Below are 21,498 nucleotides of genomic sequence, written 5' to 3'. Positions count from 1 at the left end.
TTTCTATCTCAATTGTAACTGAGTTAACAAGTTTGCTAAATGTTCTTCTGAAAAATTGGGAACATTTGCTTTGATTTTTTCTAAAACAGCGCTGCCTTCTGCTAATTGATGTGTTAGCGCATCTTTCGCGCCAGCAATCCCTAGAAGAGCTGGATACGTACTTTTATTCAACGCTTCATCTCGGCCTACTTTTTTACCTAAATCTGCTTCTGTACTTGTGGCATCTAATAAGTCATCACGAATTTGAAAAGCCAAGCCATAGTGATGCGCAAACTGTGTCAGTAAACCAATGACTTCTTCTGTTTGATTGGCTAATACGCCCCCAGCAATTAAGGCGAATTCAATTAGCGCTCCGGTTTTCTTTTCATGAACAGCCGCTAACTCTTCTAAAGTCAAGCTGACTTTTTCTCCTTCAATATCACCCATTTGGCCGGCAACCATGCCTTGATTCCCCGCTGCCTTTGCCAGTTGTTGCATCAGTAAAACTTTTTCACTTAAGCCTAATTGGCTCAAAGAAAGTAACTGAAATGCGCCTGTTAATAAGCCGTCCCCTGCTAAAATGGCAGTCGCTTCACCAAACACTTTGTGATTGGTTGGTTTGCCACGACGTAAATCATCATCATCCATTGCTGGTAAATCATCATGAATTAATGAATACGTATGAATCATCTCTAAAGAGGCAGCCACTTGATAGTCTTGTGTTTCCATCTCTTTTTGAAAAGCGGCCACTGTTGTTAGCACTAATAGCGGGCGTAATCGTTTGCCACCTGCGTGTATTGAGTAGAGCATTGCTTCTTTCAAACGCTCATTTTCAGTATATTCTGCGATAAAATCGACCATGACTTTTTCAACCAACGGTAAATGCTGTTGACTAAAATTCGTCATTACGCTTCCTCGCTCTCTTCAAAAACAATTTCTTCATTGTTTTCTGTCATCATTTTCGTTAAAGTTTTTTCCGCTTTTTCCAATGTATCTTGACATTGTTTACTTAATGCCATGCCCTCTTGAAAGGCAACTAAGGCTTCTTCCAAAGGAACATCTCCTCGTTCTAAGCGCTGAACGATTTCTTCTAAGGCATTTAATGATTCTTCAAACGTTTTTTCTTTTGCTGGCATGTTAAAACTCCTCTTTTTTCGCTGTTATTGTTTCGACGTTTGCTTGAACTGTACCGTCAGCATAATGAATCGTTAATTGATCTGCTGGCTGTAACTCGGTAACAGTTTTAACGACACGGTCCTCTTTTGTAGTATAACTATATCCTCGACCCATAATTTTGAGTGGGCTGAGTAAGTCTAATTGTTGAACAGCAGACGTGAATTGCTTTTGTTTGTTTAGGAACAATTGTGTCATTTGTGTTTGCAAGTTTCGTTGTAAAAACGCCAACTGTTGCTGACTTTCTCTTAATTGTCCCTTTGGTGTCTGTTGTTGCAATTGAGCGATAATTCCTTGGGCTTGACGTTGCTTTTGGTGATGAATCGTTGTCATTGCTTGGAAAAGACGTTGCGTCATTCGATCTAATTTAATCGTTTGACCTTCATAAAGTCGCTCAGGTTGCTTAAACACATAAGAGTTTTGTAGTCGTTGGAAACGTTCTGTTCGTTGTTGTAAGAGATGTAAAAAGCTTTGTTCTAAACGACTACGCCGTTCACTAATTCTTAATAGTTCTTCATTTAAAACTGGTACCGCTAGTTCCGCTGCTGCCGTTGGCGTTGCTGCACGAACATCTGCTACCATATCGGCAATTGTCACATCTGTTTCGTGACCAACCGATGAAATAATCGGTGTGGTAGCAGCATGAATGGCTCGAGCCACTTTTTCTTCATTAAATGGCCATAAATCCTCGATTGAACCACCGCCACGGCCGATGATCATCGTATCAAAATCGCCTTGCGCATCGGCTCGCTGAATGTTCCGCACAATGTCATCCGCCGCCTGCTCGCCTTGGACCAAGGTTGGAAAAAGGACCAGTTGTGCAATTGGGTAGCGTCTTTTGACTGTCGTAATGATATCCCGAATGACAGCACCACTAGGACTTGTAACCACAGCGATTCGTTTGGGATAACGAGGCAACTGTTGTTTAGGCCCTTCAAAAAGTCCTTCTTTTCCTAGTTTTTCTCTTAATTCTGCCAATGCTTGATAAAGTGCACCGACACCATCTGGTTCCATATGTTCAATATAAATTTGATAGGAGCCGCTGTTTTCATAAAGCGAAATCCGCCCCACCACCATGACTTTCATGCCTTCTTTTGGTTGAAACTTCAATTTTTGAAAGGCTGATTTAAACATAATTGCAGAAATCTTCGCATGATCATCTTTTAAACTGAAGTACTGATGCGCGTTCGCTCGGAAGCGAAAGTTCGAAATTTCACCTGTTAAATAGACACGTCCTAAGTAAGGGTCTGCATCAAATTTACGTTTTAAATACTTCGTTAAGGCTGTTACTGTTAAATACTGTTGCGTCATTTTTTCACCTTACTTTTGTTTTTTTGTTGCCTCGACTGTTTGATACATTAACATGGTAATCGTCATTGGGCCAACACCTTTGGGAACCGGCGTGATATAGCTTGCAATTTCAGAAACTTCATCGAATGCTACATCACCAATCAGTTTTCCTTCTTGATTGCGATTCATACCCACATCAATCACTACCGCACCTGGTTTCACGAACTCTTTGGTGACAAAATGCCCGCGTCCAATTGCTACAACTAAAATATCCGCTTCTTTTGCAACTTCTGCTAAATGTTCAGTTTTAGAATGGGCAATCGTCACGGTCGCATTTTTCATTAACAATAATTGTGCCATTGGCTTGCCAACAATATTACTTCGACCAATAACCACCGCACGTTTACCTGTTAAATCAATATCATAGGCTTCAAACATCTTCATAATTCCATACGGCGTGCAAGGAATCATTTCAGGTTTGCCTACAAACAAACGGCCTAAATTCATTGGATGGAACCCATCTACATCTTTTTTGGGATCAATCGCTAATAAAATCTTTTCTTCATCAATATGTTTTGGCAAAGGTAGTTGTACAAGAATGCCATGAAAGCGTGAATCTTGATTATATTTGTCAATCTCAGCCAATAATTCTTCTTCTGAAATAGTTTCTGGCAGTTTTTCGACCTTTGACAGAATGCCAATTTTGGCTGCTGCACGTTCTTTATTTCTCACATACGTTTGGCTGGCAGGATTTTCCCCAACTAATAAAACAACTAATCCTGGTTGGATGCCTTGTTGTGTCATCTTTTCTACATCTTTTTGAATCTCTGCTTGCATTTGATCTGCTAATTCACGACCGTTAATTACTGTACTCATTCCTTCGCTCCCTCTATTGTTTCTTTACTTCTTTAATAGTATTTATTTTAGCATATAACCCAGTATCTTAACACCAGTTAGATAGTAAAAAAAGATTCAGAGCTTACGCCTCTGAATCAATTTCTTTCATTACATTTGATAACACACCATTAACAAATTTACGTGAACGGTCGTCGCTGTATTTTTTACTTAACTCAACGGCTTCATTTAATGCCACAATGTTTGGCACATCTGAAACGTATAGCATTTCAAAAATAGCTAAGCGTAAAATAACAATATCTATTTTTGCTAAGCGTTGCATAGACCAGTTATTACCTAAATGGTTCGTAATTACTTCATCTAATTCTGCTTTGCGGCTACACACACCACCGACAAGTAAATCTAAATACGTAGGAACTAGGTCTTCGCCATCTTCACTGACGATTTCCCGATTATCATAAGCCAATGCATAATCAATGGCATCTTGTTTGGTTAAATCAGCATTAAAATCTAAAGGAAAAAGGGCTTGGAGCGCTTTTTCACGAATCTCGTGACGGGTTAATTCTGTTTTACTCATTCTCTTCTCCATCTTCATCTTCTGGGAATAATTCATTTAAGTCTGGTTGAGGGATTTTTTCAGGTACTACCGCTACAACATGAATATTCACTTCAACTAAATCAATATCTGTCATAAATAAGACTTGTTGTTTCACACGGTCTTGCATTTCTAACGCAACTTTTGGCACAGAAACACCGTAGTTCAAGTAACAATAGATATCGACTTTTAAGCCTTCTTCTTCTGTTCGTAAATATACACCTTTGCCGTGTGCTGCACGGCCTAATAATTCATTCACATTATTGGCGAACGTGCCACGCATCCCATAAACGCCCTCTACTTTTGAAGCAGCGATTCCGATAATTACTTCAATGACTTCAGGAGCAATCACGATTTCTCCTAAAGAATCGTTTGCATTGATTACAAGATTTTTTTCTTCTGACATTTGGTTGTCCTCCTTATCTATTACGCACAAAATCGTTAAATAAACGATTTATTTGATGAATCACTAAGTCTCTTAAGGATTCTCTTTTAAGCAACGGATGATTCTTAAAAATTAAAACAACACTGGTTTCTTCAGTTAGTTGTGAAAGAACGTCCAAATTTTGCTTATCAATACTCGTTCTTAGTTTATCATTAATTAGCCTATTTCGCTACCAGAAAAGCTAAGTTCTGACTAAAAGAACAGATAATTTCTTGTCATAAATTTCTAATCCAAGCCTTTAGACGTAAAAATAAGAAAGACCAAGTAATTTTGGCTTTCTTATTTTTGCGTCTTTATTCTTCAGGATAACGTTCCATTAGTTTCGTCCGATGCTTTTGCATAATCATTTCTAAAGAGATGTCATATTTATCGGCTAAAATAAATAAATTATCCAACACATCGCCTAACTCTTCCGTTAAATTTTCCAGATTCTCTTCATCCGCCAAAACTGTTTCATCCGGTCGATCACGGCCAATTTCAATTGTCCGAATGGCCCGACAAACTTCGCCGACTTCTTCTGTTAAAAAGTTGGAACGAATAAACGGATCATATTGATACCAGTTACGTTTTTTATAAAACTCACTAATAAACCGCTGATACTCTTGGATATCCATGTTCTCCCAACCTTTATAAAATGATTAATTCTTTTGGCGCATGTGTTAATACACGATTACCTTCAGCAGTAATCAATAAATCGTCCTCAATACGCACGCCACCAATTCCTGGCAAATAAATTCCAGGTTCGTCCGTAATCACATTCCCTGGTACAAACTGTTTATCTGCTCGGAATGAAACATTTGGTCCTTCATGAATTTCTAACCCAATGCCATGACCAGTGCTATGGCCAAACGCATCGCCATAGCCATAGGAAGCAATATGATCCCGTGCAATCGCATCTAATTGAATGCCCGTCAACCCAGGTTTAGCTTCTGCTAACACTTTTAATTGTGCTTCTAAAACAATGTCATAAATTTCTTTTAGTTTTGGCTGAATACTACCAATGGCAAATGTCCGTGTCATATCAGAAACATAGCCTTCATAATAACAACCGAAATCTAAAGTGATTAACTCACCTTTTTCGATGACTTTATGGCTAGCAACGCCATGTGGCATCGCCGAACGTAGACCGCTGGCCACAATTGTCTCAAAAGAAACACCACTGGCTCCTTTTGAACGCATGAAGAAATCTAATTGATTAGCCACTTCAATCTCTGTCATTCCAGGTTTAATCATCTCTAAGACAAAGGCAAATCCTTGATCCGCGATGGCACACGCTTTTTCAATAATCGCTACTTCTTCTTCATCTTTCACTTCTCTTAATTCTTCAATCAAACCCATTACAGGAACTAATTCACATGGTAAAATTTCTTCCAATAAGCTATAATCAGCGAAACTAACTTGCGTTTCTTCAAAAGCTAAATTATCTAATTGCAACCGTTCAGCTAAATCTGCTACTTCGTCAAAAATATGTCCTGTGTTTTTAACGATAGTAAAACCAGTTGCTTGTTCCGCAGCTTGTTCCGTATAACGAAAATCCGTTACAAAAAAAGCTTTATCTAATGTAATCATTGCCAAGCCTGTTGTCCCAGTAAAATTGGTTAAATAACGTAAATTATACGGACTTGTCACTAAAAATCCTTGTAAATTATTTTCTTTCATTAACTCCCGTAGCTTTTCGACTCTTGCCATCATTGGTTCGACCTTCTTTCTTTTTTCTCATTTTTCATTATAGCAAATTTACTTCAGAAAAGCATGAATCACCAAAAAACTCCATCGAGAAAGTTTACTGAAAATTTTACCTTTCCTTATTTTTTGCTTAACACTTTTGTAGTAAACTAATTTAGCGACTTCAAGGAGGAAATTATGAACGTTTATTTATTTCTGGCACTATTTTTCATTATTATCGGCATTTTAAGCTATAGTTTTTTTATTGAACCTAACTGCTTAGTCATACACAAAAATCAAATTAAAGTAACAGAATCAGGGAAAACCTTACGGATTGTTCAACTCTCTGATATTCATTTAAAAAAGAATTATTCTGTGAAAGCCTTAAAACAGATTGTTGAAAAAACAAATACATTACAACCAGACATAGTCGTTTTTACAGGAGACTTGTTCGACGATTATGCCCGTTTTGGTATCGAAATTCAGGATGAAGTGAGTCAACTTTTCCGTAAAATTAACGCCCCTTATGGCAAATTCGCTATTTATGGCAACCACGAGTATAGCGGGTTAGATACCAATTTTTACGAAACAATCTTAGAAGCTGCCGACTTTACCGTACTAAAAAACACGGGCAAATTACTGCCTGTCTCACACCGTATCTCCTTGTACGTCGCTGGTTTAGAAGATTCGTTATATGGACAAACCGACTTAGCTGCGGCTTTAGTCAACCGCCCTACTGGAACGCCCACTCTGCTACTAACCCATGAGCCAGATGTCGCAGACTCAGCAGTCAACAAAAACATTGACCTCATTTTAGCAGGACATAGTCACGGCGGACAGATTCGCTTGCCTTTTTTCACTTACAAAAATCAGCTTGCCAAAAAATATACACATGGGCTTTATCATTTAGAAGATGAAACGCCGCTAATTGTTCACCCAGGAATCGGAACCACTAAAATCAGCGCACGCTTTGGTGTCTTACCAACAATTGAACTGATTGAGTTAACTATTTAACTACGCATTAAAAAGACCGCCCCACGTTAGAGAAAACTTCTCACGTTGGACGGTCTTTGATTATGTTCGATTAATGATGAAAATCTTGCTCGTGATCTTCTTCTACTTTCGCTTTTCCTAGCGTATAAAATTTGCTGCCATTTAACCCGAGAATAAATAGCACAACCACTAGTAAAAGAATTGATAAAGATAACAATAAGGTCTGCAAGCCATCGCCATGCGCAACCATTAATTGACGTAAAATTGCGGTTAAACAAATTAAAATCAAATAACGAATCGGAATATGGTGTCCTTCTTGAATATAGCGAAGAATCATCATAATAAACTCAAATAACATAAAGAATGAAATAATTTCTTGCATGATAACTGAAAAATTATCCGGCGTCATTGGCTTCATGAGATATGTAGCGAGGTCAACTAAATAACTAGCCATAAATACTAATAAGAAAACTCCTAAAATCCCTAATACAATATCCAAAATCAAATTCACGTACTTCTTTACTACACTAAAATTCTTCTGCATAATACCCTTCTTTCTTTTGACTCAATTATTTTATAACATGCTTGTTATTACATTAAATATATCATCAATTAACCTTGTCAGACAAGCAGTTAAACCCAATGTGAGATTTTTTTTATTTTAAGATCTTCCTCTATTTCCGTCTAACCCTTTAACAAGACAAAAAAAGCTGAATCCGCAGATTCAGCTTTTTAATCGTATTAGTTAGCTACTGGATAAACTGATACTTGTTTTTTGTCGCGGCCTTTACGTTCGAAACGTACCACACCGTCAACTTTTGCAAATAACGTATCGTCGCCACCGATTCCAACGTTCACACCTGGATAAATTTTAGTTCCGCGTTGACGGTATAAAATTGAACCACCTGTAACTGTTTGGCCATCAGCACTTTTAGCGCCTAATCGTTTAGATTCAGAGTCACGGCCGTTTGATGTAGAACCGCCACCTTTTTTATGGGCAAATAATTGTAAATTCATAGTCAATAACATAGTCTGCACCTCCTATTTCTCAGTGATTGTTTTTATTTGAATAAATTCAGTATTTTCGTTCTCTATTGATTGTAAACCTAATAAAAGATTTTCTAATAGAATTTGGGCAATATTTTTTTGTTCCTGATTGACAGTTGTTAACATCTCGACATAAAGGTAGCCACCTTCTACATCGTCAACTTCCACAATCGGTTCAAAACCTGCTAAGGCATCAATCCCATTGACTGTGCTGATTGCTAAGGCAGAAACTGCCGCGCAAACCACATCGCTACCATAAGGACCCGCTTCAGCATGCCCGGTTAATTCGAATGAAACGATTCGGCCGGAGCCTGTTCGTTTAAAAGAACCTTTAATCATTGATAGGCCTTCTTTCCTGTCAACAAGAGAGATTAAGCGTTGATTGCTTCGATCATAACTTTTGTATATGGTTGACGGTGACCTTGTTTACGGTGAGAGTGTTTTTTAGGTTTGTATTGGAAAGTCACGACTTTCTTTTGTTTGCCGTGTTTTTCAACAGTTCCTTCAACAGTTGCGCCTGCAACAGTTGGCGCACCAACTTTTGTAGATTCGCCACCTACTAAGATAACTTCGTCAAAAACAACTTTCTCGCCAGCCTCAACGTTTAATTTTTCAACGTAGATTGCTTGACCTACTTCAACTTTCACTTGTTTACCACCAGTTTTGATAATTGCGTACATGCTATACAGCACCTCCTTCTTCTAGACTTAGACTCGCCATCCCAAGTGATGATTGCTCATGCTTAAAAACTTGTTCTGTGCGGTTGTAGCTGTGGAGACCACAATTACAACACTAACTATAATAACAGAACCAGAAAACCTCGTCAATATAAACTCTCTATTTTCTTCACTTTCTCTCTCCAAAAAAACTTCTTCTGTTATTTAAATTTCCGATTGACTTTCTAACACTACTTCCATTATAATTAGCTTTGTTGTGTTACAACTATTGTCATAGTAGCTCAGCAGGATAGAGCATCCGCCTTCTAAGCGGACGGTCGGGGGTTCGAATCCCTCCTGTGACGTAACGATAACAAAAGCGCCTCTTAGAAACCCTTGTTTCTAAGAGGCGCTTTTGTTATCCCAAGTTCATCCTAAACTAGTTTAACTTTCTACCAACTTGAAGTACCTCCACCTCCGCCAAAACTACCACCTCCGAAACTGTCACCGGAGCCATCATCAGAAGAACCCTCGTTGCTTGTAACCCACCAATCATGACGATTCACATACATACTGGTCTTTTTTAGTTGCCTGTCAGAACGTGAACTTGCTAGAAATTTAGCAATAGACACATTTCCATAAGCAAAACGCATATCATAGTATTCAGGATACGTAGTTTTAATAAATCTTATCGGATAGAAGGAGTTTGAAGCTTTTTTGTTGGTAATCTTTTTCTCTCTAATTTTTTTCCGCAATAATTTTTTTTCAATTTTATAGTGCTGGTTGTCTAAATCGTTTGCTAATTGTTTTAATGATTTTGATTTTTCTGAACTTACTTGCTGGATATCTTTTAAAAACCTACGGATCATAGAATCCAGGTGCAATCTATTTTGTAAGCCAACACCTATTGATTTTATATAACCAAATAAGAAAAAGACCGGAATCAAAAAATAGACCAGACTAACCATGGGTACTAAAGAGTCTTCGTCTTCTAAAAATGTCAGAATCTCTGTGATTAGTGTGAAAACTGTCGAAGGAAACGACTGCTCTGATAAACTAACTTGAACATAAATAATCAGAGTCACCGATACCAAAAAAGGATGTTTTAATAAAATCGAAAGAGGAAACAAAATAATTTTTAGGTAAGCAGGTATTAAGTTATCATTAATTCCACTAATCCGACACGCAGGCAGTTTCGTTTCTGGAACTTTTTCCCAATACACTTCACCTATCCAAAAACGCGGTAAGTAGATCCATGGTTGATTCACCTTCCAAAAACAAGCACACATAGAAGAGCTTCTTAAATCTTTCCACTGTGCAACATAATTATAAATAAATTTCTTTGGTGTCACCTCGCCAAATGCAAAATCCATATCATAGTATGCGGGAATTATTATCTCTTTTTTCGAATTTTCAGGATATAAAATATTTTTCTCCAAACGCGCCTTGGCAGCTTTAAATTCAACTGATTGTTCTCCTAAAACAATTGCCTTAGAGGAAATACCGCCATTATAAAACATAGCTACATCTTCCTTATAGCGATTTGCCATGTCAACTAGAGCCAAGCGGGCACTAAGTTCTTTCCCCGCATTACGTAATTCCCATAAAAAATACAACATAACAATAATAAAAACTATAATTAGCCAAGGCTTTAACGACCTTCCTATTCCTAATAAATATAACCAAATTTTCTGCAAAAAACTAATCTTAGGTAGCGAGGTCGTTTTAGACATAGTATCAGTAGTAAGTAGTTCCTTAATCCGAGTGGTGACAATATGTATTCCTGCATTAAAATCCTTTAATTTATAAAAATCTTTCACGGTACTATCTGTTATTTCATCGGTTAAACTATCTGGGATTATCTCTTCAAGCCCATAGCCTACTTCAAGTCTTGCTTGCCTGTCTTTGACAGATACTAAGTAAATCACTCCATTATTATAAAGTTTATTTCCGATACCTAATTTATTACCTATTTGATTAGTAAAGCTTTCAATCGTTTCGTTTTCAGGAACTTGCTCAACTGTGATAACCATTAGTTGTGGTTTCGTTTCCGTCTTACTAAGTTCTTGATTAATTTTTTGTACATTATTAATGACTTCTTCGTTCAAAATTTGTGCATTATCTGAAACAAAAAGATGATTTTGATTAATTTTTACTACGACATCGTCTGTTGGAGCTGAATAAGTCCTTTCAAATCGTTTTAAGAAACTCATTCCCAAATAGATCCCTATTAAAAGAACAGCTAGATAAACTAAATTCTTCATTATAATACTTTTTACTTTTGTTTTTCGATACTCCCCCACGCTCATTTGTAATTTTATCCCTACTTTATTTTTCCCATACACTGATTTTTTCTCCCTTCCACTCCTACCGAATATTCTAGCTCTGATTTTCCACAGAGCTAAATAAATTTTTTTGTATTAAAAATTTATTTTCTTAATAGTTAGTATACCGAATATAGACGTTCAAATCTTTATCTTTTTAACTAAACTTCTGTTAACACGCAAAAAAAGAACGTAACGCTTAGTTGATAAGCGTTACGTTCTTTTCAGATAACTAGTTAAACAAACACAAGAATAGTGATTTTTACAGCTCGTTTTCCAAAATCTCAATCCGCTCATCAAAACTCAACTCTTGATAGATTTGATGGAGCATCCACATGTACCCATACGGATCAACAAACAATGAATTTTTGAGCGCTCCTTCCATCATTTCAGTAATAGGCTGTACTTCTTGACAACCGTTTTCCATTGCCAGTTGATGTGTCTCTTCAATATTTTCTACTGTTATATTAAACCAGATAGTATTGGGATGTTCTTGGGTTGGTGCTTTTAACCCATATTCTTCATTGGCATCTAACATGTGAAACCTCGTGCCATAAAGTTGAAAAACCGCTTCATTCATTCCGATAGGGTATTCGGTTGCTTCCACTACCTCTATTTCAAACACCTTTTTATATAAGGCAAGCGCCTTAAGGCTATCACTAACAATAAAATCGATTTCTGTCCCTTTAATCATTTGTTTTTCCTCCTTCAAAGCTACTAACTGTTGATTAATTTTTTTAATCTTTTGCTCCTCCATTTGAATTAAATGTCGCGATTGATCTCGTTTTCTTAACAAAATAGTTTCCAAAAAAGAAGCATCCTTAAGTTTTCTCAAAGTTTCCGCCATCTCTTCAACTTTAAACCCTGAATCTCTTAACAGTAAAATTTGTTTCAATAAAGGAATTTGATGTGCGCTATAATAGCGATATCCTGTTTTTTTATCAATTTCATTTGGAACAAAAATTCCTGCTTTTTCATAATGACGCAGCATCCGTGGGGAAATATCCATTAACTTGGCAAATTGCCCAATTTGATACATAGAGTCTCCTTTTCATTCAATTGATATTCTTATCATAAACCTTGACACCATGTGAAAGTCAATGAAAAAGTTTCTATACCATATATTCTATATATTTACACTAGCTATAACCGTAAATTAAACAAACTTATCATTTTGGAACTAAGATATTTGAAGTCTTCTTTTAAGCATTAATTCTACTTCACCACTTATTATATTTTAATATCATTTTATATTTATGTTTTTTATATGAATTAATAAATATAAACTGAAAATATATAAATTAATAAATATATTTTTTAGAAAAACGGTTTAATCTCTATTTAAAAGTAAATTTACCTTTACATCTCAAAAAAAAAATTTGCTAACATTTAAATACCACTTATGTGGAATAATTATAAAGGAGATATTATTATGAAAGAATTGGAAATGAAAGAATTGGTTGAAAAATCTGAAAAATTAGCAAAAATCAATGACTTATGGTATTTTGTGAAATCCAAAGGTGGCGCTTGGATTGCTGGTTCAGGAAAGTAAATCCAGTGAGTGCTTTAACAAAATAAAACTGAACAGCTTTCTAAGTGAAAGCTGTTCAGTTTTATTAGATATTAATGAAAGAAGGTGTGAATCTTTTGTATGATAGTGTTGTTGTGAATTTAGGTGCAAGATGCAATGCTTCTTGCGAGCATTGCTGTTTCTCTTGTTCACCTACAAAAAAAGAAGCATTAGATAAAAACGAAGTGATCAACTTAGTAGAGAATTTTTCAAACAATCCAAAAATAAAAACTATCTCTTTTACTGGGGGAGAAATATTTTTAAATTATCCCTTTTTATATAACCTATTAAAAATAGTTAATTCCTCTGGAAAAATCAGTACTTTAATTTCTAACGGTTTTTGGGGAAGAGAAATTGAAACAGTAAAAAAATATTTTTTAGATATGAATAGAATGGGAGTTACGAACCTTTCAATAAGCCATGATGATTTTCACTCAAAATTTATTAAAACTGACTACATAAGAAATATTTTAATAGAAAGTAGAAAATATCCCGATATTCAAATTACTGTAAATATAGCTGTTAGTAAAAATAGTACAGGAGATAAAATAATCCACGATTTAGGAGAAGCTATTTTAGGAATACCTGTGACTAAATTCCCTTTAATTCCTGTAGGAGAAGCCAAAAATATAAATGATGATGAATTTCAAAATATTTATTCACTAAGTCATCCAAATCAACTAAAATGTCCAGGTTTTGAACCAGTCTATCATTTTAATGGTAATGTTTACCCTTGCTGTTCACCTGCTATTTTTGATACTGCACTAATTTTGAACGATGAATTATATCAGGAGTTTGATAAAACAATAACAAAAATGAACTCAAATTTGTTATTATATATCATGAGAAGAGAAGGTTTCAGTTGGTTTATCAATATAGTTTCAAATAATAATGAATTTTCTCATATAAAAATTAATAAAGAATTTTCATCTATCTGTAGTATTTGTCGTCAATTGTTTAAAACAGAAAATAACATTAAATTACTTACGCCATATATGAGGAAATATTATGAGCAAATGTTATAAATATACAGATGAAAAATATGAGGTTTTTGTTGAAAATTCCGTATTTATTAAAGATAAAGAAAAGAATGTATATTTAAAAAGCGAATTGAAAAATTTACCAAAAAGTATACAAGAATCACTAAACGAATATACTCCTAAGGTGACTGTAATCAAGTTCGCATCAATCATCACGTTCTTTATTTTTCTTCTTTTTATAAATGTGATTCTTTTAAACCATTCTGATACAAAAATACAATCAATATCTGCTAATCTACACCTTGCCTATATCTTCCTATTTTTCTATCTTTCTTTGAATATTTTTATACATGAATTAGGGCATATAAAATCTTTAAACTACATTGGAAAAAAACATCAAAAAATTGGATTTAAGATGAATTATTATATTTTTCCAGCAATCTATGTTGAAATGAATGAAATTTATCTTATTTCAAAAAATGAAAAAATAATAGTTCATTTAGCTGGATTAATTACAAATTATCTAACCATTAACTTTATTCAGGTCATCAATCTCTTATTTTTGAAAAATAAAATACTCGACAGTTCATTCATTTTTTTTTCATATGCGTTGTTATGGAATCTAGTTCCTGTGTTAAACTCTGATGGTTATAAAGTTTTAATCACGTTATTCAGTGTAGATGAATTAGAAAATAAAAGAAAAAATCACTTGATTGTAAAGCTAATACAAGCAATTAGTTTGTTATTGGTCATTGAAACAGTCATTAGTTGGTTTGTGTGAGGTGACTAAGTTGTTAGAACTAAATGATTACACATTGAAAATAAATAATAAATTACTTTTAGAACATACAAAAGTTTCATTTAGAAAAGGGGTGATTAATCATATCTTAGGGAAAAACGGTGTAGGGAAATCACAATTTGCTAAGGATTTATTGTTAAACCGGAGTGGTTTAATCCCTTCTGAAATAAGTAAAAATGTTACGATTATTTCAAGCTTTTCTAATGTCCCTAATGATTTAAAAGTCTGCGAATTATTTATTCTTCTAGAGAAAAGATTTGGTTTAGATTCAGTCGCACACTTGGCTCATTCTTTGCACGCTACAAATATTTCTAAAACTTCCTTAATTGGACAATTAAGTGATGGACAAAAACAAAAACTAAAATTACTTTCTTTTTTTCTGGAAGATAAATCAATTATTGTATTAGATGAAATTACCAACGCCTTAGATAAACAGACAATTAATGAAATCTATCTATTTCTACTTGCATATATAAAAAATCATCCTAAAAAAATTATTCTAAACATCACACACAATTTATCAGATTTAAAAAATTTAAAAGGCAACTATTACTTAATTGAAGATTTCAAAATGATTCGTTTTACTAATCAAACTGAAGTTATTCAGAAGTATATTGAGGGGTGAAATTTTGGAATTAAAAAAAACGATTTCCAACAAAATAATGATTATTTTAATTGCAATTATCGTTGCAATCTTTGCAATGGGATGGATTCTACCTATTGGCATCGATAAAGTAACTAGGTTAAGTTACCGAGAATACTTATTTAGTACATATACTGTATTTACACAATTTGGCTTTCTAATGTTTTCGTTTCTAGTATCTTTCTTTATTAATAAAGAGTACTCAGGAAAAACAATTTTATTTTATCGTATGATGAATACCAATAGCCTTACTTTTTATATAAAAAAAGTTTTGACACTTACGGTAGAGACCCTAGGCAGTATTCTAGTTCTGTTATTTATCGTTTCCTTTATTTTTATGGATTTTTCTGTAATTCTGCAAATGTTTTTTTTATTATCGATGATTTCAATTCAGTATATTTTAATTGTTGCGTTGATCAGTTTTTTATCTGCTAACGTTCTTTTATCTATCGGTTTTAGCATACTCTATTGGATTACAACAGTACTTTTTGTTGCAATTGGTGGATTTTTACGTTTTTTTGCAATATTTGATGCTTCAAACGAATTATATCTAAACGTCCAGAATTTTTTAGAAGGCTCAGAAAACTCAATTAGTTTTGACCACAATTTATTAATTATCTTGTATATTATAGTTCTAACAGTCATCGCGCTGGCTATTGCAAGGGTAAATAATAAACGTTGGCTAAGACTAGGAGTATAAACGACACCCACTTCGCAGATAGGATTCATCTACTTATTCGAGACAATAGATTAAATCAAATAAAATACAACTAGTTGAAACTAAAAAAGCATCAATTTTGATACGCCCCAAACTGATATTTTTCTAAACTTTGGGGCGTGTAATCAAAATACAAGCTTCTTAGTGTGGCACCGGATATTTCACCGCATTTTTCTTCAACTTTTCTTCGATAATTTCGTCCAAATCAAACCCTAAATTATCAGCCATCATGTAGGAGTAAATGAGAACATCAGCCAATTCTTCTTTGATTCGTTCTTCTTGTTTGATGCCTTCTTCTGCTGTTTTCCATTGAAAAAGTTCTAGCAATTCTGCTGCTTCTAAACAAATTGAGAGCGCCAAATCTTTTTCATTATGGTGGGGGCGCCAATTTCTTTCATCACGAAATTGATTAATTTTTTCCATTATATCCATCTGTTCTCCTGCTTTCTTATTCATTTGATGGCAACTGAAACCCATCGAACGTTTCACCATCATAGTATTTTAATAACTGTTCTGTAGACAATAATGAGGAAGTTATTTTTTCCTCTTCAACAACTGCTTGATTCTCTTCTCTATACAACAAATAAGCCTGTAAAAGCTGTTGGTAGAGTTTTTTTCGTGAAGAGGCTTCCACTGAAAGAAACGTTAATTCTTTTAAGTGTCCGCGATAGACAGGCAAATCATCAACAAATTCGATTGGTAATTCTACTACAGTTAACTGAAATTCTTCAAAGACTTCTTCGTACATCTGTCATTCCCTCTTTCTGTCGATATTGTTTTGGGGTCATGCCCATTTCTTCTTTAAAACGTTTATAAAAAAAGGCTTTGTCTTGATAGCCGATTCGTTCAACAATCGTTTGAATCGATAAATCTGTTTGCTTCAAGTAGTTTTTCGCCAATTGGATTCGGTAGGCTAAGACAATTTCCGTAAACGTTTTGTTTGTTTTGTCTTTTAAAAAATTCGATAAGTAATTCGGATGAAAATGAAATTTAGCGGCGACTTCTGCTAAAGTGACATGCGCAATCTGTTGCTCAATATACGCTAAAATCACCTCAACACGTTGATGATTCGACAAATAATTATCTTGCATCTTTAAAGCTTCTCTAGGCAGTTGACCTAGTTCCACCACTAGCAAAACAAAGGCCGCTTTGGTCACTTTATTATTAAAATAGGCCATTTTCACAATTTGTTTCAGTAATAATAGCGAATAGACGTGAACATCCGAATTTGGCTGGCTGGCAAAAACGAAATATCGAGGAATGTTTTCAAATTCACTGCTAGCAATTTCTGTAAAAAAACGATACATGACTGGTTCTTCCGCCAGCTGGTTTAAGAGCGTATCAAGAAAATAGTGCTTTTTAAAATAAAATATAATCATAGACATTCCTTGCCCCTGATAGCTAACCGAGGTGGCCTCATTGACAATCATGACTTGGCCAGCCGAAAACGAACACCTTTGTTGATCCAAATAAGCATTGCCATCTTGCTCTAAACAATAGAGCATCCGAATAAATCCTTTCGGAACGTCAATGGTTTCCGAAGATGCCAGCATAAAGCCCGCAATTTCTCGATGCGGATTTTCCTTAAATTGCGCTACTTCATTCTCAAGAGCATTGGTAGTGGTTAAATAACAATCTAAGGTCTCTAAAAACTGATAAAATGCTGCATATTGCTCTTCTTTGCTTGCCAATTAATCACCTCATAATCCAACACTTTTTACTTTACTCCCTCTATTTTTTTCTTTGGCGTTTCCTTCTATACTAGATACATGGTAACACGAAAAAAGAGATTCAACAGTTTTTAGGAGGAATTTTTTATGAAAATTAGTTTTGTCGGTGCTGGAAATATGGCATCCGCTATTGCCAAAGGTGCGCTAAAAAAGCAATTTATTACCGCAGAAAACCTTTATTTTTATGATATTCAAGTCGAAAAAACCGCCGCTTTTGCACAAGAAATTGGTGCACATGCGGTTGCTTCGCCTCAAGAAGCTATTGCAGTAGCAGACTTAGTTATTTTAGCGGTGAAACCGCAATTCGTTCAAGCAGCTTTACTTGAAGCGAAAGAAGCAATTTTAGACAAGCAACCGTTAATTGTTTCCATTGCAGCAGGTACGACTATTGCAGAATTGTATCAACTGTTTGAGACTACCCAACCGCTTCGTCTTGTTCGTGTGATGCCCAATATGAATGCATTAATTGGCGCAGGTGCAGCAGCTGTTTGTGGCAACACTTTTGCATCCCCTGAAGACATCCAGACTGTTTTATCATTATTTCGAGCAGTTGGCCAAGCTTGGGAATTAGAGGAACAGTATTTTTCGATTTTTACTGCTATTGCAGGTAGCACTCCTGCGTATGCTTTCTTATTTATTGATTCGATTGCCCGAGCAGCCGTTAAAAATGGTATGAACAAAGAGTTAGCCTTAGAAATTGCCACACAAGCTGTACTAGGCAGCGCTCAAACTTTGGCAAATAGCACAGAGAATCCTTGGACTTTAATCGACCAAGTCAGTTCTCCTGGTGGAACCACGGTTGCTGGGATTGTCGAATTAGAAAACAATGCGTTTATTTCAACAGTCATCAAAGGGATTGAGGCCACCATTTTTCGGGATCAAGAATTAGCCAAACAAGACTGAGAAGAATAATTACATGAGCGAATAAATAAGAAAAAGCGCTGAAAATTCAGCGCTTTTTCTTATTTTAGTTGAATGAGTAAGCCAAAATGATCACTGACTATCGGTGTTTTCCTACCATCAAAAATTACTTCATATTTTCGTACGTGCCACTGTTTTGGAACAAATGCGTAGTCAATCCGCAAGGCTGCTTCATTTTCTTCCCAGCCATCTATTTTTTTCTCTACTGTCGCTTCACCGCTTGTCTCTTCCGCTACAACAAATGCATCTTGAATCGGCAAGTAACTATTTTCCACTAATTGATAGCCAGTTGTACCAGCTGGGTTGTTTAAATCGCCTAAAATGACTAACGGTTGTTGCCCCGTCGCTAAGTATTTCTCTAATTGTAGCCATTCATAGGCAAAACCTGTACAGGGTGTTTCCCACCAAGAAAAGTGACCAGAGACAACAGTAAGCGTACCTTTTGAACTCTCTGTCTCCGCTACTAAGATTTTTCTTGTTCGATAATTCGTTGGTTCTTGGCTTTCTGAAATAAGGAGAGCTTCACTAGTCAACGGACATTTCGAAAGTAGTGCGTTCCCTTCTTCATAAATAGCATAACCAATGTGGCTCATTTCCCAACTCCAATAATAGTGTTGGCCTTTTTCAGCTAGATATTGAACGATTAGATATGCAAAATTATCTTCATGGACCGGTGTTTGGGTCGCTACGGGACAAAAAGTAGTTAACTGTTCTAACGGCACTTTCTTGGAAGCGACTTTCTGATTCACTTCTTGTAAGGCAATTATTTCACTTTCAGAAGATAAAATCACCTTGGCAATCTCCTCTAATTTTTTTAACGGTTCTTCTTCTAACCAGCTATGAGTATTGATTGTTAAAAGATTCATCTTTTCACCTTCCCTTACATGTGATTATGTCGGGCACAATTATTGATTGTGCCCGACATAATCATTTAAATTTCAATCTGTCCGATCACAGTTCCCGCAGTGGCGGTTCCTAGTTGATTAATGACTACTTGTTCCACTTTGTCGCTGTTTGTAAAAGCGACAATAATCGTTGTTTCTTTGCCAGCTTGTTCAATCACATCCAAGTTCATTTTAGCTAGTTTCGTCCCAGCTTTCAATGATTGTCCTTCTTTAACAAAAGATTCAAAAGCAGGTGTTGCCATTTCGACTGTATCAATCCCCATATGGACAAGTACTTCAATACCTTCTTCTGTTTGTAGCCCAATCGCATGTTTGCTTGGGAAAACACTTAGAACTTTCCCCGAAATTGGTGCCACCACTTCTCCTTCTAGAGGCTTAACCGCAAATCCATCCCCCATCATTTTTTGTGAAAAGACAGGATCATTGACTTGCGCCATTGGAATAACTTCCCCTGTCGCCACAGCCACGAAATCTTTTTTCTTGCCTAAGAAATTCGTTGTTGGCACTCCTGTTGTACTTTCTGCTATAACTGGTTCTGGAATGTCAACGCCGGAAGCTAGTAAATCTTCAATATCGGATTTTAAAACATCGGCTTTTGGTCCATAAACGGCTTGAACGCCATTATCTTTCACAATCAAGCCCATTGCACCTGCCCGTTTCCACGCCTCTTCCGAACCGACTTTTTCTCGATCCTTTACACTGACACGTAAGCGTGTCATACACGCATCAACTTCTTTGATATTTTGTTTACCACCAAGTAAGTAGACAATTTGCGCGATTTGCTGATCGACGACGCCTGAACCAGCCGCGCCAGATGCGATTTCTTCGCCGTTATCATTGTCATAGTTTCCATTTCTTCCAGGTGTTGCGTAATTAAATTTTTTAATTAAGAAATTCGCTAAGAAATAAGTGACAACACCAAAAATGATGACCATTAAAACAAAATTGATTAAATCGCCACCTAAACCAGCTTTTATTGCTAGCGGTGTTCTTGTTAACAATTCAATATTTCCAAACGAATGCACACGCAATGGTAAAATATCAGCCATTGCAAAAGCAGCACCTTGGATTACGGCATAAATCACATAAAGCGGCACTGCAGCAAACATAAACATGAATTCTAACGGCTCTGTCACACCAGTTAAGAAAACAGCTAAGGCAGCAGAAAAATACATTGATTTATATTTAGCTTTTTTATCTGCATCGACATTACGATACATCGCCAAAGCCATCCCCATTAAAATCCCTGAAGAACCAATCATTTGGCCTACTTTGAATCGAGCTGGTGTCCAATTTTCTAAGACAAACTGATACTTGCTCATCTCACCAGCGCCTTTAAGATTCACTAAGTCTGTTGCCCAAGCCAACCATAAAGGATCTTGACCAAAAACTTGGGTTCCAGCTTGTGCGCCAGATAAAATTTCATACGTTCCACCTAATTGTGTATAGTTGATTGGAATCGTCAACATATGATGTAACCCAAAAGGTAATAACAAACGTTCCAACGTTCCATATAAGAATGGCGCTAAAATAGGTGCACTATCTTGAGATTGCGCAATCCATAACCCAAAATTATTAATTCCCGCTTGAATATTTGGCCAAATAAGTGCTAATGCAATTGAGACAATTGTAGACCACAAAATAACGACAAATGGGACAAACCGTTTACCATTAAAAAATGATAGCGCATCTGGTAATTTCCGATAATTGTAATACTTGTTGTAAGCCATCGCACCGACAAAACCAGCAATAATCCCTACAAAAACACCCATATTTAATGCCGGAGCTTCTAAGACACTTGTAAAGAATCCCTTCACCATAATCTTGGTGCCAAATAAGGTATGCGTGAAAGCTTGTTCATCTGCCAACATTTCATTTGTTACACCAAAAATGGCTCCAGTAATACGATTGATTAAAACAAAAGAAATCCCCGCTGCAAATGCGCCACCTGCACGATCTTTGGCCCAACTGCCACCTATTGCTAACGCAAATAGTAAATGTAAGTTGCCAATAATTGCCCAACCGATACTCTCTAGAACTCCGCCTGTTGTTACTAACAAACCTAAATTAGGATCGATTAAGGGAAGCGATTTCCCAATACTAATCATTAAACCCGCTGCGGGCATTACTGCCACAACGACCATTAAAGCTTTCCCGAATTTTTGCCAAAACTCAAAACTAAACATTTTTTTCATTCCTGCCACTCCTTA

26 protein-coding genes, 1 tRNA gene, 1 pseudogene and 1 other annotated feature are annotated in these 21,498 nt (G+C 35.8%); of the genes and pseudogenes, 8 read left to right on the top strand and 20 right to left on the bottom strand.

Annotated elements, in window-relative coordinates:
- Nucleotides 1-3: 3 nt before the first annotated feature.
- The 8 genes from IGM13_RS04285 to IGM13_RS04250 form a co-directional block, all read right to left on the bottom strand.
- Entirely contained in the window at nucleotides 4-885 is an 882-nt protein-coding gene (locus tag IGM13_RS04285; protein ID WP_002355879.1) for a polyprenyl synthetase family protein, read from the bottom strand.
- A complete protein-coding gene (locus IGM13_RS04280; RefSeq protein WP_002383396.1) occupies nucleotides 885-1,115 on the bottom strand; it encodes an exodeoxyribonuclease VII small subunit in 231 nt (76 codons plus the stop codon). The genes IGM13_RS04285 and IGM13_RS04280 overlap by 1 nt, the downstream gene beginning before the upstream one ends.
- A 1-nt stretch (nucleotide 1,116) precedes the next feature.
- Nucleotides 1,117-2,463 (bottom strand): exodeoxyribonuclease VII large subunit, encoded by a 1,347-nt coding sequence (gene xseA, locus IGM13_RS04275; protein ID WP_002419351.1) that lies wholly within the window; start codon nucleotides 2,461-2,463, stop codon nucleotides 1,117-1,119.
- A 9-nt stretch (nucleotides 2,464-2,472) separates the two neighbouring features.
- Nucleotides 2,473-3,318 carry a bifunctional methylenetetrahydrofolate dehydrogenase/methenyltetrahydrofolate cyclohydrolase gene (locus IGM13_RS04270; RefSeq protein ID WP_002419352.1) on the bottom strand — a complete coding sequence of 282 codons (846 nt, stop codon included), beginning with the start codon at nucleotides 3,316-3,318 and terminating at the stop codon, nucleotides 2,473-2,475.
- A gap of 103 nt (nucleotides 3,319-3,421) precedes the next feature.
- Nucleotides 3,422-3,874, bottom strand: coding sequence for a transcription antitermination factor NusB (gene nusB, locus IGM13_RS04265; RefSeq protein ID WP_002355875.1), 453 nt, complete (start codon nucleotides 3,872-3,874; stop codon nucleotides 3,422-3,424).
- The gene (locus tag IGM13_RS04260) at nucleotides 3,867-4,298 is read right to left on the bottom strand and encodes an Asp23/Gls24 family envelope stress response protein (RefSeq protein WP_002355874.1); all 432 of its coding nucleotides are present in this window, start codon (nucleotides 4,296-4,298) and stop codon (nucleotides 3,867-3,869) included. The genes nusB and IGM13_RS04260 overlap by 8 nt, the downstream gene beginning before the upstream one ends.
- Nucleotides 4,299-4,630: 332 nt before the next feature.
- On the bottom strand, nucleotides 4,631-4,951 hold the full coding sequence (locus IGM13_RS04255; RefSeq protein ID WP_002383393.1) for a MazG nucleotide pyrophosphohydrolase domain-containing protein: 321 nt from the start codon (nucleotides 4,949-4,951) through the stop codon (nucleotides 4,631-4,633).
- Between the two features lie 13 nt (nucleotides 4,952-4,964).
- Nucleotides 4,965-6,029, bottom strand: coding sequence for a M24 family metallopeptidase (locus IGM13_RS04250; protein WP_002391500.1), 1,065 nt, complete (start codon nucleotides 6,027-6,029; stop codon nucleotides 4,965-4,967).
- A gap of 171 nt (nucleotides 6,030-6,200) precedes the next feature.
- On the opposite strand from IGM13_RS04250, the gene IGM13_RS04245 reads away from it, so the two are divergent.
- On the top strand, nucleotides 6,201-7,016 hold the full coding sequence (locus IGM13_RS04245; protein ID WP_002355870.1) for a metallophosphoesterase: 816 nt from the start codon (nucleotides 6,201-6,203) through the stop codon (nucleotides 7,014-7,016).
- 70 nt (nucleotides 7,017-7,086) lie between these two features.
- Here the strand turns inward: IGM13_RS04245 and psiE are convergent, their stop codons facing one another.
- The 4 genes from psiE to rplU form a co-directional block, all read right to left on the bottom strand.
- Nucleotides 7,087-7,539, bottom strand: coding sequence for a phosphate-starvation-inducible protein PsiE (gene psiE / locus IGM13_RS04240; protein ID WP_002355869.1), 453 nt, complete (start codon nucleotides 7,537-7,539; stop codon nucleotides 7,087-7,089).
- A 197-nt stretch (nucleotides 7,540-7,736) separates the two neighbouring features.
- Nucleotides 7,737-8,024: a 50S ribosomal protein L27 gene (gene rpmA, locus IGM13_RS04235; RefSeq protein WP_002355868.1), complete on the bottom strand. Its 288-nt coding sequence runs from the start codon at nucleotides 8,022-8,024 to the stop codon at nucleotides 7,737-7,739.
- Between the two features lie 12 nt (nucleotides 8,025-8,036).
- Entirely contained in the window at nucleotides 8,037-8,381 is a 345-nt protein-coding gene (locus IGM13_RS04230) for a ribosomal-processing cysteine protease Prp (RefSeq protein ID WP_002355867.1), read from the bottom strand.
- 32 nt (nucleotides 8,382-8,413) lie between these two features.
- Nucleotides 8,414-8,722, bottom strand: a complete 309-nt coding sequence (gene rplU, locus IGM13_RS04225) for a 50S ribosomal protein L21 (protein ID WP_002355866.1) — start codon at nucleotides 8,720-8,722, stop codon at nucleotides 8,414-8,416.
- A gap of 19 nt (nucleotides 8,723-8,741) precedes the next feature.
- Nucleotides 8,742-8,817, bottom strand: a sequence feature (ribosomal protein L21 leader region).
- Between the two features lie 172 nt (nucleotides 8,818-8,989).
- On the opposite strand from rplU, the gene IGM13_RS04220 reads away from it, so the two are divergent.
- Nucleotides 8,990-9,063, top strand: a tRNA-Arg gene (locus IGM13_RS04220).
- 87 nt (nucleotides 9,064-9,150) lie between these two features.
- On the opposite strand, the gene IGM13_RS04215 is transcribed toward IGM13_RS04220, so the two are convergent.
- The 3 genes and pseudogenes from IGM13_RS04215 to IGM13_RS04205 form a co-directional block, all read right to left on the bottom strand.
- A complete protein-coding gene (locus tag IGM13_RS04215; RefSeq protein ID WP_002419353.1) occupies nucleotides 9,151-11,043 on the bottom strand; it encodes a TPM domain-containing protein in 1,893 nt (630 codons plus the stop codon).
- A gap of 241 nt (nucleotides 11,044-11,284) precedes the next feature.
- Nucleotides 11,285-11,716, bottom strand: coding sequence for a VOC family protein (locus tag IGM13_RS04210; protein ID WP_025187508.1), 432 nt, complete (start codon nucleotides 11,714-11,716; stop codon nucleotides 11,285-11,287).
- A 144-nt stretch (nucleotides 11,717-11,860) separates the two neighbouring features.
- A pseudogene (locus IGM13_RS04205) lies at nucleotides 11,861-12,061 on the bottom strand (MerR family transcriptional regulator); the annotation flags it as partial.
- Between the two features lie 363 nt (nucleotides 12,062-12,424).
- Here IGM13_RS04205 and IGM13_RS04200 point away from each other — a divergent pair.
- The 5 genes from IGM13_RS04200 to IGM13_RS04180 all read left to right on the top strand — a co-directional run bounded on the left by IGM13_RS04200 (nucleotide 12,425) and on the right by IGM13_RS04180 (nucleotide 15,714).
- On the top strand, nucleotides 12,425-12,574 hold the full coding sequence (locus IGM13_RS04200) for an epipeptide YydF family RiPP (protein ID WP_002383388.1): 150 nt from the start codon (nucleotides 12,425-12,427) through the stop codon (nucleotides 12,572-12,574).
- Between the two features lie 74 nt (nucleotides 12,575-12,648).
- A complete protein-coding gene (locus IGM13_RS04195; protein WP_002383387.1) occupies nucleotides 12,649-13,617 on the top strand; it encodes a YydG family radical SAM peptide epimerase in 969 nt (322 codons plus the stop codon).
- The gene (locus IGM13_RS04190) at nucleotides 13,601-14,353 is read left to right on the top strand and encodes a hypothetical protein (RefSeq protein WP_002378120.1); all 753 of its coding nucleotides are present in this window, start codon (nucleotides 13,601-13,603) and stop codon (nucleotides 14,351-14,353) included. Before IGM13_RS04195 ends, IGM13_RS04190 begins: the two co-directional genes overlap by 17 nt.
- 1 nt (nucleotide 14,354) lies before the next feature.
- Nucleotides 14,355-14,996, top strand: coding sequence for an ATP-binding cassette domain-containing protein (locus IGM13_RS04185; RefSeq protein WP_002385078.1), 642 nt, complete (start codon nucleotides 14,355-14,357; stop codon nucleotides 14,994-14,996).
- Nucleotides 14,997-15,033: 37 nt separating this feature from the next.
- The gene (locus tag IGM13_RS04180) at nucleotides 15,034-15,714 is read left to right on the top strand and encodes a peptide ABC transporter permease (protein WP_002401553.1); all 681 of its coding nucleotides are present in this window, start codon (nucleotides 15,034-15,036) and stop codon (nucleotides 15,712-15,714) included.
- 159 nt (nucleotides 15,715-15,873) lie between these two features.
- On the opposite strand, the gene IGM13_RS04175 is transcribed toward IGM13_RS04180, so the two are convergent.
- The 3 genes from IGM13_RS04175 to IGM13_RS04165 are packed head-to-tail and all read right to left on the bottom strand — an operon-like array spanning nucleotide 15,874 to nucleotide 17,423.
- Complete coding sequence (locus IGM13_RS04175) at nucleotides 15,874-16,188, bottom strand: nucleotide pyrophosphohydrolase (protein ID WP_002419354.1); 315 nt, start codon at nucleotides 16,186-16,188, stop codon at nucleotides 15,874-15,876.
- Nucleotides 16,181-16,480, bottom strand: a complete 300-nt coding sequence (locus IGM13_RS04170) for a hypothetical protein (RefSeq protein WP_002419355.1) — start codon at nucleotides 16,478-16,480, stop codon at nucleotides 16,181-16,183. The genes IGM13_RS04175 and IGM13_RS04170 overlap by 8 nt, the downstream gene beginning before the upstream one ends.
- Entirely contained in the window at nucleotides 16,461-17,423 is a 963-nt protein-coding gene (locus IGM13_RS04165; protein WP_002419356.1) for a helix-turn-helix domain-containing protein, read from the bottom strand. Before IGM13_RS04165 ends, IGM13_RS04170 begins: the two co-directional genes overlap by 20 nt.
- 126 nt (nucleotides 17,424-17,549) lie before the next feature.
- Between IGM13_RS04165 and proC the strand changes: the two genes are divergently transcribed.
- Nucleotides 17,550-18,365: a pyrroline-5-carboxylate reductase gene (gene proC, locus IGM13_RS04160; RefSeq protein ID WP_002419357.1), complete on the top strand. Its 816-nt coding sequence runs from the start codon at nucleotides 17,550-17,552 to the stop codon at nucleotides 18,363-18,365.
- A 59-nt stretch (nucleotides 18,366-18,424) separates the two neighbouring features.
- Here proC and mapP read toward each other — a convergent pair whose 3' ends face one another.
- Both mapP and IGM13_RS04150 read right to left on the bottom strand, forming a co-directional pair.
- Nucleotides 18,425-19,249, bottom strand: coding sequence for a maltose 6'-phosphate phosphatase (mapP, locus tag IGM13_RS04155; protein WP_002383379.1), 825 nt, complete (start codon nucleotides 19,247-19,249; stop codon nucleotides 18,425-18,427).
- A gap of 65 nt (nucleotides 19,250-19,314) precedes the next feature.
- Nucleotides 19,315-21,483, bottom strand: coding sequence for a PTS transporter subunit IIBC (locus IGM13_RS04150; RefSeq protein WP_002419358.1), 2,169 nt, complete (start codon nucleotides 21,481-21,483; stop codon nucleotides 19,315-19,317).
- Between the last annotated feature and the right edge of the window lie 15 nt (nucleotides 21,484-21,498).

The organism is Enterococcus sp. DIV0561 (genome assembly GCF_050539875.1).
Taxonomy (GTDB): Bacteria; Bacillota; Bacilli; order Lactobacillales; family Enterococcaceae; genus Enterococcus; species Enterococcus faecalis.
This window is presented reverse-complemented; position numbering and strand designations above follow the sequence as displayed.